Here is a 13,949-nt window from a genome sequence, read left to right on the forward strand (position 1 = left end):
TCTAACCCTTTACGTCTAGTGGTTTTGAATCTAGTGGCAGCGTAGGAGAATACATGGCTTGATATGTGAAAATATGCACAAATTTAACTATTTTAAAATAATTTATTTAGCGTAAATAAGTACGGTAGAAAAATAATAATAGCTAAAATATGTTGGTGAAATTGTTTGATAAACGCCTTTTTTCTTAGGGACTGTAAGGATTTCGATGTTTTTGATATGCATTGACTAGTCGAAAACTTTTTGGAGAAATAATATTTTTTAGAAAAACATCTTGCATTCGAATAATTATAAGTGGTAAATTGTTTTACATGGACGTTCATAGAATTTTCACAGGTAGCAAAAGAGGGGAGAAATGAGAATTTATGAATAAAAATAGATGGTTAATTGCATTATCTGCAATCGCTATTCACCTTTCCATTGGTGGAGCCTATGCATACAGTGTATACAAGCTGCCGATTGTCACAGAAATGGGATGGAGTGAAACAAAGGTTACGATAGCCTTTACAATAATGATGGGGCTTGCTGGTTTTTCAGCAGCGCTATTTGGTAGTTTAGTAGAAAAAATGGGTCCGCGTAAATCGGCTATGGTAGCAGCAGTGCTGTTTGGAGCAGGACAAGCTGGTGCAGGTGTGGCAATCTCTATGGATTCTGTCACTTTATACTGGTTAACTTACGGCTTACTTAGTGGTTTAGGTATGGGGATTGGTTATATCGCACCTGTCTCTACATTAGTAAAATGGTTCCCAGACCGTCGTGGTTTAGCTACAGGTATGGCTGTATTAGGATTTGGATCGGGAGCATTAATTACTGCACCGGTAGCAGCAAACTTAATGGAAGCAGTCGGAATTTCTACAACTTACTTTATTTTAGGGGCAAGTTACTTCACGTTAATGATTTTAGGGGCTTCTTATATAGCGCCGCCAAAACCAGGTTTTATGCCTGCGAATATGAAAGCGGCAGCAGAAAAAGGCAAGGATGTAGTGAAAAAAGATTTAGCAGTAATGTCAGCTCGTGAAGCTGTGAAAACAAAGCATTTCTGGATGTTATGGTCCATGCATTTAGTCAATGTAACTGCGGGTATTATGATGATTTCTGTTGCATCTCCGATGGCGCAGGAAATTGTAGGTTTATCAGTTGCAGGTGCTGCAGCAATGGTAGGCGTTATGGGATTATTCAATGGTGGTGGTCGCTTAATTTGGGCTGCTGTGTCAGATTATATTGGTCGTTCAAACGTCTTTGTAATATTCTTTACAGCACAACTTATTACATTTATCGTATTGCCACATACGACAAACGTTATTATTTTCCAAGCACTTATTTTCTTAGTAGTTAGTTGTTATGGTGGCGGTTTCTCAAACTTACCTGCATTCGCAAGTGATCTATTTGGTACGAAGCAACTTGGTGTTATCCACGGTTATTTACTAACAACTTGGTCTTTAGGTGGCGTTTTTGGTCCACTTCTAGTGAGCGCTATTAAAAATGCTTATGATAGTTACATTCCTGTATTCTATGTATTTGCAGGTTTAATTGCCATTTCCTTAATTATTTCGTTAACGCTACGTGCAGATGTGCGTAAACAAACTGCGTTAAAAACAGCAGAGCAAAAGGTTGGAGACGTCTCCGCTACACGATAATTTTTACTTTCAATTCGCACTTGAAAAGTATAGCCGTATTAGTGTCATTTCGCATATGACGCTAATGCGGTTTTTTATTTGTAGCAATTGTTATACAACACTTGATTAATCTTCGTCTAACATATAACAGCTCATGTTTGATGTCAATAAGATTATGGTAAATAAAGTGATTTTGCTACTAAAAGAGAAATTTTGCAACGTTATTCTATTTATAAGTGACAGCAATTTACTATAAAAATAATCAAAATAATAGTATATAAAGTGCTATATGTCTGTAGTGGTGGACTGTGACAAAGAATGGTGAATCTTTTCATGGCAATTAACGTATATAAGGGTATAAAGGAGGCGGACGATATGGGAAAGTATTCATTAAATGAATTCATTAAGAAAACGCAACAAGATGATTATGAGAACGAATATTTTGAGTTAGAAACAGAGCGTGTATTAGAGGTTAATTTAGATGGTGAAGTCTGGTCAAAAATGGGGGCTATGATTTCATACATAGGCGACATTAAGTTTGAGCGGGAACGTGTTTTAGAGCATGGCCTTTCCAAAATGTTTAAAAAAGCATTAACAGGCGAAGGGACGCAACTTATGAAAGCAAAAGGAAAAGGGCGTCTCTATTTAGCTGATCAAGGGAAAAAAGTGACTATTTTTGATTTAAAGGATGAAAGTATTTGTGTCAACGGGAATGACTTGCTGGCATTTGAACCAAGTATTAATTGGGACATTCAATTAATGCGTAAAATGGCTGGTATTATGTCTGGCGGACTGTTTAATGTAACGCTACAAGGAAGCGGTAAAGTAGCTATTACAACACATTTTGAGCCGTTGACGTTATTGGTGAAGCCTGGTGAAACGGTTTATACAGATCCTCATGCTACAGTTGCATGGTCAGGTAATTTAACACCTGAATTTAAAACAGACATTAGCTTCCGTACATTTATTGGACGTGGCAGCGGTGAATCGATTCAAATGGCTTTCTCCGGCGAAGGGTTTGTCATAATCCAACCGTATGAAGAGGTTTATTTGTCTAACGAAAGTTAAAATAAAGTAGGGACAAAAATGCAAAAGTGTTAGATTGACTGCTATCAATCTAACACTTTTTTGTTATGCCCCGTTGATGTCCGCTTCGGCGGTGCTTTCCGCTTAGCACAGTAAGCCGCAACTCTCGCTAACGCGCGGCTTACTTTGTGTGCTGTTCCCACAAAAGTCCTACCATTGCTACTATCAACTCGTCTATTCTAAGTTGTTCAAAGTGAATCGGGTCATTCGAATGCGGCGTTCATTCCTGCAATTCGTCCTGTCACAAGTGCAGACGTAATATTATAGCCACCTGTGTAACCATGAATATCTAATATTTCTCCGCAGAAAAACAAACCAGCCTTTTTCTTAGACGCCATCGTTTTTGGTTCGATTTCTTTCACAGAAACGCCTCCACCTGTAACGAATGCTTTGTCGAGTGATTGCGTACCGCTAACCGTCATTGTGAAATTGACTAGTAATTGTGCTAGCGCGCGAATTTTTTCTTGCGATAATTCAATGCCAGTCATTTGAACATCAATATTTGCACGGTCACATAAAAATAGCAGCCAGCGTTCTGGTGCGACGCCTTTCCAAACATTTTTCACTGCTTTTTTCGGTTCTTCTTTTATAAGCTTATTTAAATATTGCAGACATGTTTCCTCATTGAAATCTACAAGCGTTTGGATACGCATTGTGACAGGTTCATAACCCGTTTTCATTAACTCCTTGACGACAAACTGACTACAGCGTAATACCGCAGGGCCGCTTAATCCGAAATGCGTAAAGAGCATGTCCATTTGATGTGTTATTAGTGGTTTACCTTTTTTATTGAGAACGGATACCGCAACATCTCGTAATGCTAGTCCTTGTAGCTCTCTCGTTTGAATAAACTCCTCTTTTGATAAAACGGGCACTTCTGTTGGAAAGAGTGTTGTCACATTATGTCCAGCACGCTCGGCCCAAGGGTAGCCATCACCTGTTGAACCTGTTTGTGGCACTGCCTTGCCTCCAACTGCTACAATAACAGCCTTACAGCGTACTTCTGTTCCATCTTCTAAGCGCACACCAAGAATCTTTTCATCATCCATCAATAACTTGTTAACGGGTGTATTTAACCTTACTTCAACATGTAGTCGTTGCAATTGACGAATTAATGCATCGACTACATCTTGCGCTCGGTTGGACATAGGGAACATACGACCATGGTCTTCTTCTTTTAATGCAACACCTAGACCTTCGAAAAAGGCAATAATATCCTCATTGTTGTAAACAGTAAAGGGGCTATATAAAAAACGACCGTTGCCAGGAATATGTTTAACAATTTCTTCAACAGGTAGTCTGTTTGTTACGTTACATCGACCACCACCAGAGATTGCAAGCTTTTTCCCAAGCTTTGTCCCTTTTTCGAGAAGTAAAACTTTCTTTTTTCGTTCTCCAGCTGCGATGGCGGCCATTAATCCAGAGGGGCCACCACCGATAACGATTACATCATACATATATGTGAACTCACTTTCTTTTCATTATTAGGAACTTTTCCTATTATACATGAAGTCTATATAGAGGGCGGCTAGTTTACATTGAAAATTATAATAAAGTGCTTTATAATTTTTTATCTATAATGACAGCATGAAATGAACGGCTTTTCGTGCTATGATGATAGAGGTTATGCACTAAATTATGAGGTGAAAAATAGATGTGCGGATTTATTGGCTATATTAATGGAACAAATGTGATTGATCATCACCAAACAATTGAAAATATGATGAATACAATTATTCACCGTGGGCCAGATAGTGGTGGTATTCATAGTGACGATAAAGTAACGTTAGGTTTCCGTCGTTTAAGCATTATTGACTTATCAGACGTGGCAAATCAACCTCTTTATAGCCCAGATGGCAACATTGTGCTTGTTTTCAATGGGGAGATATATAATTTCCAAGAGTTGCGTAAGGACCTACAAGAAAAGGGTCATACATTTAAAACAAAATCGGATAGTGAAGTGTTAATTTTCGGCTATCTGCAGTATGGTGTAGAATTTGTCAAACAGCTTCGCGGTATGTTCGCATTCTGTATTTGGGACAAAAAGAATGATTTACAATTTATCGCGCGTGATGGCTTTGGTATTAAGCCTTTGTACTACACTGAAAACACAACGGATGGAACATTTATTTTTGGGTCAGAAATTAAATCTTTCTTGCCTCATCCAGCATTCATTAAAGAATTAAACAAAAATGCATTACGTCCTTATTTAACGTTCCAATATTCTTCAATGGACGAAACATTCTTTAAAGGTGTATTTAAATTACCACCAGCGCACTATATGGTCATTAAAAATGGACAAAAACAAATTGTCCAATATTGGGATAAAAAATTCCATGCGAAAGAAGCGCCGATTGAAAAATATGTGGAAGATATTCGTTCAACAGTAAAAGAGTCAGTAGATGCCCACCAAATTAGTGATGTAAAGGTTGGTTCTTTCCTGTCTGGCGGTATTGATTCTAGTTATATTACATCATTGCTACGTCCTGATAAATCATTCTCTGTTGGTTTTTCTGACTATGAAGATATGTTCAATGAGACAAACTTAGCAAAGGATTTATCGGATACATTAAATATTCAAAACGAGCGTAAATATATTACAGCGGATGAGTGTTTTGAAGCTTTGCCGAAAATTCAATGGCATATGGATGAGCCGCAGTCGAACCCATCTTCTGTACCGCTTTACTTCCTATCGGAGCTAGCGGCGAAGGATGTAACAGTAGTACTTTCTGGTGAAGGTGCGGATGAGATTTTTGGAGGCTATTCGTGGTACCAAAACTCTGGTCGAATGAAAAAATACGAGAAAGTACCATTTGGTCTACGTAAAGCATTACGAGGTATAGCAGAAGCATTACCTAAAAACCAATATACGCATTTCTTAGTAAAAGGCGGACAAACGGTAGAGGAACGCTTTATTGGTGAAGCGGTTGTATGGGATGAAGATGATGCATTAAATGTCTTAAAACCAGCATACAAAAACGGACCATCTGTTCAAACAATTACGAAACGTATTTATGATGAAGTACCTGGTGATGATGATGTTACGAAAATGCAGTATTTAGATTTGAATTTATGGATGCCTGGAGATATTTTGTTAAAGGCAGATAAAATGAGTATGGCGCACTCTATCGAATTACGTGTACCATTTTTAGACAAAGAAGTAATGGAGCTAGCTAAAAATATTCCATCAAGATATCGTGTCAATGATATTGATACGAAATATGTCCTTCGTCAAGCGGCACATCAGGAATTACCAGAAGAGTGGGCAAAGCGTCCGAAGCTTGGCTTCCCAGTGCCAATTCGCCACTGGTTGCGTGAAGAAAAGTACTATAATATGGTGAAGGACATGTTTACAACTGACTTTGCCAACGAATTTTTCGATACGAAGCAACTAGTTGGTTATTTAGATGAACATTATGAAGGCAAAGCTAATCGTGGTCGCTATATTTGGACAGCGTATGTGTTCTTAGTATGGTATAAACAATTCTTTGTTGATATGTAACACAGAAGTAGCAGTTCAAAGAATCTAGTAGATTTTTTGAACCGCTATTTTTTTGGAAATATACTAGACAATGAATATCAATTTGTTCTAATATACGGAGAATTGAGGATTTCAAAAACTTTTCAGTGTTTTTTACATCTGTTCTCTTGTAAATATGTTAAGATAACAGTTGGTTTACTTGTTTTAATGTTTGAAAAGTGATGCTATTACATCACTTATAAAAAGCTTGATTTTACTAATGAATGGATGGATACGATGTCCAATTTAATGAAAGGTACTGCGATATTAACATTAGGGATGTTTTTATCTAAGGTGCTTGGATTAATTTATATTTTTCCCTTTTATGCGATTGTTGGGCAGGAAAATATTGCGCTGTATCAATATGCATATATTCCTTACTCAATCATGCTCGCAATAGCCATTTCAGGTGCACCGATTGCTGTATCGAAATTTGTTTCTAAATATAATGCATTAGGAGACTATCAATCAGGACGCAAGCTGATGAAGTCGGGCATCCTTATTATGATGATAACGGGTATGGTGTCCTTTGCTGCTCTTTTTATATTGGCAACACCGATTGGTGAACTTGTTATTAAAAGCGATGAACAGAAATTTACTGTCGAGCAAATTGCTTCTGTAATTCGTTGGGTAAGCTTTGCGCTTATTGTTGTCCCATTTATGAGTTTATGGCGTGGCTTTTTTCAAGGCTATGACAAAATGGAACCAACAGCAGTTTCGCAGTTGGTGGAACAAATTGTCCGAATTGTTGTTTTATTAGGTGGTTCTTTCTTAGTGGTTGTTGTTTTTAAGGGTAAACCTGAAACAGCAGTGTCCTTTGCGGTATTTGCAGCATTTATCGGGGCAATTGGTGGTTTAATGGTGCTCTATTACTACTGGAAAAAATATCAACCTGAATTTAATTTATTACGTAGTCAAAGTATTACGTCTACCCAGCTACCAATGTCGGATATTTATAAAGAAGTGATAACGTATTCCATTCCGATGGTATTTGTAGGGGTGGCTAATCCATTATTTCAATTAGTGGATATGTTAACATTTAATGGCGCTATGAGTTCCATTGGTTTAGCCAAAGTAACAGATGAATATTTATCGATGATTAACTTTACAACACATAAAGTAGTCATTATTCCAGTTATGTTAGCAACAAGTTTTTCAATGGCGTTAGTACCAACGATAACAAAATATTTTACACAAGGTGAGTATTTATCGTTACGTCATGCGATGGATAAAACGTATCAAATTTTAATTTTCATTACATTACCAGCAGTTGTGGGCATTTCATTATTAGCGAATGAAATTTACTTTATGCTTTACTCTGAAAGCGAAATGGGTGCAACGATTTTAGCTCATTATGCACCAGTGGCAATTTTATTTGCGTTGTTCCAAGTTACTGCCGCGCTGCTACAAGGTATTGACTTCCAAAAGTGGATTGTCTTCAGTCTACTATCAGGTATTTTAGTAAAGCTAGCCCTTAACATAACGTTTATTCGTTGGCTAGAAGCGGACGGAGCTATTTTAGCAACAGCGATTGGTTATAGTGTATCAATTATTATTAATTTGCTAGTGCTTCGAAAAACGCTTAATTATAAATCAGAAATGGTTATACGTCGTGTTATGCTTATTTCACTTTTAACAGCTGCAATGGCTGTCAGCGTTATAATCGTTCACAAGCTATTAGAACTTGTAATGGGTCCAGTGGATGGTAAATTCTCGGCGCTTGTCTATTCTGTTATTTGTGCAGCAGTGGGTGCTGCTGTTTATGGCTATTTGTCGTTACGCTTAGGTTTAGCACAAAAACTACTTGGTGAGCGCATAACACGAATTACAAGTAAATTAGGGTTTAAATAGGAGGAACAATGCGTTTAGATAAATTATTAGCCAATATGGGCTATGGCTCACGAAAGGAAGTTAAGCAACTCCTAAAACAAAAGGCCGTTTCTGTTGATGGCACGTATGTAAAAGATGCGGCAATGCATGTTGATCCAGAACAGCAAAGTGTTGTCGTATTCGGTGAACGTGTTGTATATACAGAGTTTGTGTATTACATGATGAATAAGCCACCAGGTGTTATTTCTGCTACAGAAGATTTACGAGATGAAACTGTCATTGACTTATTAGACCCACTACATCAACATTTTCAACCATTCCCAGTCGGTCGTTTAGATAAAGATACAGAGGGCTTGTTACTATTAACGAATGATGGTGTTTTGGCCCATAACTTACTTTCTCCAAAGAAGCATGTACCTAAGGTGTACTATGCTAAAATAGAGGGGATTGTTACGCAAGATGATGGAGAACAATTTGCGCGTGGTGTCGAACTAGATGATGGCTACGTAACAAAGCCAGGCAAGCTTGTTATTCTGAAATCTGCTCCGCAATCAGAAATTGAATTGACGATTCAAGAAGGTAAATTCCATCAGGTAAAACGGATGTTTGAAGCAGTAGGTAAACGTGTCATCTACTTAAAACGCCTTTCTATGGGGAGCTTACAACTTGATGAAAGCTTAGCATTAGGTGAATATCGCGAGTTAACGCCAGAAGAATTAGCAGGCTTACAAAATAGAGAGTAAAGAAAATCCTCGATGCTATACTTTTAGTATCGAGGATTTTTTTATACATGTTTGTCCCATTAACTGTATAATATGATATATCAATAAAATAACGTGGGAGAGGCTTGACGTACCGGAAATATTTTTTGTTCAAAAAAAGATAGTGAAGATGAGTAGAGGACATGTTAATGAAAAAACTACGGATTAAATTATTAATATCTTTAATTGCCTTTGCATTAATACTTGTTGCTGTAATTTCTTATGTCAACAGACAAATTCTTGTGACAAATATTGAAACACAAGAAGCTCGTAATCGAACATTAATTGAAAATCATATTCTTGCAGATATGCAAACTGTAGATAATGCGCACTTTTATTTTGATAAAAACATTTCGGATCAGATGGAAAAAGAGTTAAGAGCATTAGCTACTTATTATAAGCAAAATCCAAAAATAGACACTTGGAACTTACAACAAATGAAAAGTCAACATGGTATGGATATATACATATTGGATCAAACAAATACGGTAATTTATACTACATTTCCAAAAGATTTAGGTCTAAATTTTTCGCTTTGCTGTAAAAATTTTTCGGCATTATTGGATGAACGTAGAGAGAGTGGGCAATTATTTACAGATGGGATAGATATTTCGACCACTACTGGTGAGTACCGTAAATTTAGTTATTTAGCAACGCCTGATAAAAAATACTTATTAGAGCTCGGTTTGGAATTAAATGAAGTCCCTGTCTTTCAAACTTTTAACTTTGGAAAAACCGCTGCGTATTTAGTTGAAAAGTATAATGACTTACTGGATGTTCGAACGATTAGTGCAAACGGTGTTTTTTTCTCGGACACCGAATCCACTCGGGTAACTGTGAAAAATCAAACAAAAAAATTCCAGGATCATTTTAAGACTGCACTACAAACGATGAAGCCTGCTGAATATCAGCAAATTTTAGACGATGGCTATATCGAAACCTATCGTTTTTTACCGTATGAAGCAGAGACGGTGCGTGGTGCCTCAACAAAACGGGTAGTCTATGTTAAATATGGCAATCGTACAGAGTTAACTGCACTTGCCAATAACACAAAACAGTTTTGGTATGTTTTAATGATTGCATTAGTAACAGCGTTAATTATGTTAGTTGTTATTAATAGGCTATTTTCTAAAACGATACATCTTGCAACCTATGATCCACTAACAAATGTATATAATCGTGCTACATACATTAGCAAAATGGATAAATTATTGAAAAAAAGAAAAGCCAATACGCCTGGTTTATTATTAATAGATTTAGATAACTTTAAGCAAGTAAATGATCGATTTGGACATGCTGAAGGAGATAGGATTCTTATTGAAACAGCTAAAATTTTAAAAGACGTCGTAAGAACAGAAGGTTTCGTTGTAAGATTTGGTGGAGATGAATTTGCAATTGTCCTATATGATACGAACAATGAACATATGGTACAAGTAGCAAGTGCGATTTTGGAGAAAATCCGTAGATTAAAAAATGTAGAGAATCATAAATGGTCGGTTATTTCTGTTAGTATGGGTGGCGTAATTTGTGAAAAGTCAAATGAATCCGAGTTAAGTTTATTTGAACGAGCAGATAAGGCTTTATATCAGTCGAAAAAAGCAGGTAAGGACCAATATACTAGTTATCATGAAGTAGCTTCAACAGAAGAAAAATACAATCAATCAACGTAGTTTTACAACGGTTATAAGTAAAAGCACGAGTCCAGTAGGCAGCCTACTTGTCTCGTGCTTCTTTATTGTGTTTTGGGTCGATAAAATAGGGAACTACATAAAACAAGGGCAGCAATGACGATAAACATTGTATCAATATAATGTGTTAACAGCCAGCCACCTATAATAGGACCAATAAAACCGCCTAAATTTTTAAATTGTGCCGCACCTAAATATGTAGCTTTTTGGGTCTCTGGCGCAATTTCATCAATCATGACATTCATTGTTGGGAAAGTAAATATTTCACCAATTGTAAAAAGAACCATTGCACAAATAAACAACGGATAGTTTGTAGATACGCCAAATAATGTGAGCCCAACAGCAAAGAATAAAATACCGATAAGCAGTATTGTTGTAGATGTGAAGCGCTCTGAAAAAATACTAATCGGTAATTGCAGTAAAAGTACAACCGCAGCATTTAACGAAATCAGTAGCGAATAGAGCTTGGCTCCATCTTCAATTTTGAGCTCAATAAGCTGAGGAAGTGTTGAGTCGAATTGCGAGTAGCCAATATTTATTAAGATTGCGCCGAAAATAAAGCTTAGCAGTACACGGTTTGTTAAAAGAATTGTAAAGGTTTGTAGCACTTTTGTATGAACCATCGCCTTTTGCTGTTGCATTTTGTAACGATTCAACACGAAAAATAAAAATATGGCATAAACAATGTACATAGCGCCTGTCAACATAAACGGTACGCTAGGACTAGATAATGTCGCGATATATACACCAATAAGTGGTCCTATGACTGCGGCAATATTAATGGCTGTGTAACGCAATGAAAACAATCGTTTTCGTTTATCAGCAGGAGTAAAGTCAATCATTAAAGCTTGTGTAGAAGGTTCAAAGAAGGAGCGACATAACCCGTTCAACGCATTTAGAATGACGAAAAACCAAATTGTATGCGCTGTTGCAAAACCAAAGAACACAATACTCCATACGAGGATCGTAAGTAAAATAATACTTTTTCGACCAAAGCGATCTGTTAAGTAACCGCCGAAAAATCCACCTACTGTAGAAATAAGTGGCGCGATACCAATGGTTAATCCTATTTGTAAAGGGGAGGCATCAATTTCGTTATGTAAATAGATAGCTAAAAAAGGCATTGCCATAAAGCTTGCAACGCGTGTGAAAATCGTTCCACCTAAAATAATCCAAACAAGTGGATGAAACATTTTGGGAAGTTTCATAGAATTATCCTCCTCTCAACATGTAGAATGTTTCGAGTGTAACGGATAATAAAGTGCTTTGTAAATAGAAAAAAAGAATGACCCCGACGAAAGGTCATTCTTTTTCCATACAAAAATGCTTTACGCAAAGTGCGCAAAAACTAAGACGTCAATTTTACTTTTTTACTCGTCGTTGTCCATTTGCCTCGACTTGGACTCATCACCAAATCGTTAAAGGCTAACACGTTCAAATCTCTTTGAACGGTGCGAGGAGTGATGCTAAACTCTTCGACTAAATCCTGTGTAGACACGGTTCCTTTGTCTAAAATAAACATGTACACATCTTTAATACGATTAAGCATTCGATCAGTAGTTGGTTTCATAAATGAACCACTCCTTCATCTTAATTCACTTGGCAAAGACTAGCGGACGACAATATGTGCGGAGTGCACTGAGGCTATTAAGTAGCTGCCTTAGACATCCCCTTTTCTAATTTTATGTTCAGAACAAATAATTCTGATAACTCTATTATATAGAATAATGATGTGATTTTCTAGTGAATGGCGTGGAAATTTACAATTAATTCATAAAGTTTGCGCTGTATTTTGTGGAGATTAGTGAAAAAGATGCTATATGTGGTAGTGTAAAGGAAAGATAAGAAAATGATAGTTAGAAAGATGATTGAATTTTTTTTAGTAAAGAGTAGAATAATCTTATTATAAAATGGAGGAGGTACATAGGATGGATTGGTTACAGGTTGCAAAAGAAAGACAAGATGAATTAATTCAAGAGTTGCAAGAGCTTGTGCAAATTAATAGTGTACTGGATGAAAAAACAATAACTGCGGATGTGCCTTTTGGTGAAGGACCGTTAAAGGCATTGGAATGGTTGTTAGCGAAAGGGAAAGCACAAGGGTTACAAACAAAAAATGTTGATAATTATGCTGGACATATTGAAATGGGCCAAGGTGAAGAGTTACTGGGTATTTTATGTCACGTAGATGTTGTCCCTGTAGGTGATGAATCAAACTGGACGTACCCACCTTTTAGCGGCACGATTGCAGATGGAAAATTATTTGCGCGCGGTGCTATTGACGATAAGGGCCCAACAGTTGCTGCATGGATGGCAATGAAACTTGTAAAAGATGCAGGTATTCAATTAAACAAACGTGTGCGTATGATTATCGGAACAGATGAAGAAACAGGCTTCCGCTGTGTCGACCACTATTTTAAAAACGAGGAAATGCCCACAATCGGTTTCGCTCCTGATGCGGATTTCCCACTGATTAATGCCGAAAAAGGCATTGCTGCGCTTGTGTTGTCCCAAAAGCAGATTGGGGATGCAACGAAAGAACAGCTACTACTATTTAATGCTGGAAAGCGTTCAAATATGGTACCTGATTTTGCGAAAGCGACAGTTCAATTCGTATCTTCACCGTTCGAACAGAATTTTCAAACATTTTTAAGTAAAAATCAGCTAGAAGGCTCTTTATTAATGGAGGGTTCTCACTATATAATAACTATCAAAGGAAAAGCAGCCCATGCAATGGAACCTGAAAAAGGTGTCAATGCAGCTGTTTACCTTGCAGCATTTTTACAACAAGAGTTAACGACTGAAGGAAGTAAGCAATTTGTCGATTTTATCGTTGATGTATTCCATCAGGATCATTATGGTCATGCACTAGCATTACAATATGAAGATGACATGTCCGGACAAACAACATTAAATCCTGGTATTGTAACGTACGATGCAACGCAAGGTGGCAACATTGTTATTAGTTTCCGCTACTCTGTAACGTATCCATTTGATGACAAAATAACAGAAGCGCAACGATTAGCTGCAGACAAAGGATTTTCACTTGATGTTCAAGAAAACTCAAAACCTCATTATGTCAGTGAGGATGATCCGTTAATCCAAACGTTAGCTGGTGTTTATCGCCGACAAACGGGCGATAACGAAACACCTTTACTTTCAACAGGCGGTGGAACGTATGCACGCGTCTTGAAAAAAGGTGTGGCATTCGGCATGCTTTTCCCTGGTGATCCAGATGTCATGCATCGTGCGGATGAATATGTAATTGTTGATAAATTAGTACAAGCTGCTGCTATTTATGCAGAAGCCATTGCAGAACTGGCTGGGAAGTAAGTGTCATTAAGAGCGTAATGTTTTCTTGCCAAAGAGATCACGAAGCTTCACACGCCAAGCACTTCACTGAAAAATCTACTTTGATTTACTGCATCTGGTCTTACTTGATCGTGTAGTGG

At 37.2% G+C, this 13,949-nt stretch carries 10 protein-coding genes; 7 read left to right on the forward strand and 3 right to left on the reverse strand.

Annotation, left to right across the window (positions count from 1 at the left end):
* The first annotated feature begins 362 nt into the window (after window positions 1–362).
* Both FC748_RS00270 and FC748_RS00275 read left to right on the forward strand, forming a co-directional pair.
* A complete protein-coding gene (locus FC748_RS00270; protein ID WP_024363732.1) occupies window positions 363–1,634 on the forward strand; it encodes an L-lactate MFS transporter in 1,272 nt (423 codons plus the stop codon).
* 354 nt (window positions 1,635–1,988) lie between these two features.
* Entirely contained in the window at window positions 1,989–2,681 is a 693-nt protein-coding gene (locus FC748_RS00275) for an AIM24 family protein (protein WP_024363733.1), read from the forward strand.
* Window positions 2,682–2,902: 221 nt separating this feature from the next.
* Here the strand turns inward: FC748_RS00275 and FC748_RS00280 are convergent, their stop codons facing one another.
* Entirely contained in the window at window positions 2,903–4,156 is a 1,254-nt protein-coding gene (locus FC748_RS00280; protein ID WP_024363734.1) for a BaiN/RdsA family NAD(P)/FAD-dependent oxidoreductase, read from the reverse strand.
* Window positions 4,157–4,353: 197 nt separating this feature from the next.
* On the opposite strand from FC748_RS00280, the gene asnB reads away from it, so the two are divergent.
* The 4 genes from asnB (at window position 4,354) to FC748_RS00300 (ending at window position 10,480) form a co-directional block, all read left to right on the forward strand.
* Complete coding sequence (asnB, locus tag FC748_RS00285; RefSeq protein ID WP_024363735.1) at window positions 4,354–6,201, forward strand: asparagine synthase (glutamine-hydrolyzing); 1,848 nt, start codon at window positions 4,354–4,356, stop codon at window positions 6,199–6,201.
* Window positions 6,202–6,456: 255 nt separating this feature from the next.
* Complete coding sequence (locus FC748_RS00290) at window positions 6,457–8,070, forward strand: putative polysaccharide biosynthesis protein (protein WP_025220344.1); 1,614 nt, start codon at window positions 6,457–6,459, stop codon at window positions 8,068–8,070.
* Between the two features lie 8 nt (window positions 8,071–8,078).
* Complete coding sequence (locus tag FC748_RS00295; protein WP_024363737.1) at window positions 8,079–8,792, forward strand: pseudouridine synthase; 714 nt, start codon at window positions 8,079–8,081, stop codon at window positions 8,790–8,792.
* Between the two features lie 167 nt (window positions 8,793–8,959).
* Window positions 8,960–10,480 carry a GGDEF domain-containing protein gene (locus FC748_RS00300; protein ID WP_025220343.1) on the forward strand — a complete coding sequence of 507 codons (1,521 nt, stop codon included), beginning with the start codon at window positions 8,960–8,962 and terminating at the stop codon, window positions 10,478–10,480.
* 62 nt (window positions 10,481–10,542) lie between these two features.
* Here the strand turns inward: FC748_RS00300 and FC748_RS00305 are convergent, their stop codons facing one another.
* Together FC748_RS00305 and FC748_RS00310 are read right to left on the reverse strand one after the other, a co-directional pair.
* Entirely contained in the window at window positions 10,543–11,706 is a 1,164-nt protein-coding gene (locus FC748_RS00305; protein ID WP_029747347.1) for an MDR family MFS transporter, read from the reverse strand.
* A 140-nt stretch (window positions 11,707–11,846) separates the two neighbouring features.
* On the reverse strand, window positions 11,847–12,068 hold the full coding sequence (locus FC748_RS00310; protein ID WP_025220342.1) for a DeoR family transcriptional regulator: 222 nt from the start codon (window positions 12,066–12,068) through the stop codon (window positions 11,847–11,849).
* A 358-nt stretch (window positions 12,069–12,426) separates the two neighbouring features.
* On the opposite strand from FC748_RS00310, the gene pepV reads away from it, so the two are divergent.
* The gene (gene pepV / locus FC748_RS00315) at window positions 12,427–13,830 is read left to right on the forward strand and encodes a dipeptidase PepV (RefSeq protein WP_025220341.1); all 1,404 of its coding nucleotides are present in this window, start codon (window positions 12,427–12,429) and stop codon (window positions 13,828–13,830) included.
* Window positions 13,831–13,949 lie beyond the last annotated feature (119 nt).

This window comes from Lysinibacillus sphaericus (assembly GCF_005217585.1).
In the GTDB taxonomy this organism is placed as follows: domain Bacteria; phylum Bacillota; class Bacilli; order Bacillales_A; family Planococcaceae; genus Lysinibacillus; species Lysinibacillus sphaericus.

What these genes read in the sequence shown, in the direction of transcription:
- FC748_RS00270 (WP_024363732.1), top strand. Translation starts at nt 363, where the DNA reads ATGAATAAAAATAGATGGTTAATTGCATTATCTGCAATCGCTATTCAC.
- FC748_RS00275 (WP_024363733.1), top strand. Translation starts at nt 1,989, where the DNA reads ATGGGAAAGTATTCATTAAATGAATTCATTAAGAAAACGCAACAAGAT.
- FC748_RS00280 (WP_024363734.1), bottom strand. Translation starts at nt 4,156, where the DNA reads ATGTATGATGTAATCGTTATCGGTGGTGGCCCCTCTGGATTAATGGCC.
- asnB (WP_024363735.1), top strand. Translation starts at nt 4,354, where the DNA reads ATGTGCGGATTTATTGGCTATATTAATGGAACAAATGTGATTGATCAT.
- FC748_RS00290 (WP_025220344.1), top strand. Translation starts at nt 6,457, where the DNA reads ATGTCCAATTTAATGAAAGGTACTGCGATATTAACATTAGGGATGTTT.
- FC748_RS00295 (WP_024363737.1), top strand. Translation starts at nt 8,079, where the DNA reads ATGCGTTTAGATAAATTATTAGCCAATATGGGCTATGGCTCACGAAAG.
- FC748_RS00300 (WP_025220343.1), top strand. Translation starts at nt 8,960, where the DNA reads ATGAAAAAACTACGGATTAAATTATTAATATCTTTAATTGCCTTTGCA.
- FC748_RS00305 (WP_029747347.1), bottom strand. Translation starts at nt 11,706, where the DNA reads ATGAAACTTCCCAAAATGTTTCATCCACTTGTTTGGATTATTTTAGGT.
- FC748_RS00310 (WP_025220342.1), bottom strand. Translation starts at nt 12,068, where the DNA reads ATGAAACCAACTACTGATCGAATGCTTAATCGTATTAAAGATGTGTAC.
- pepV (WP_025220341.1), top strand. Translation starts at nt 12,427, where the DNA reads ATGGATTGGTTACAGGTTGCAAAAGAAAGACAAGATGAATTAATTCAA.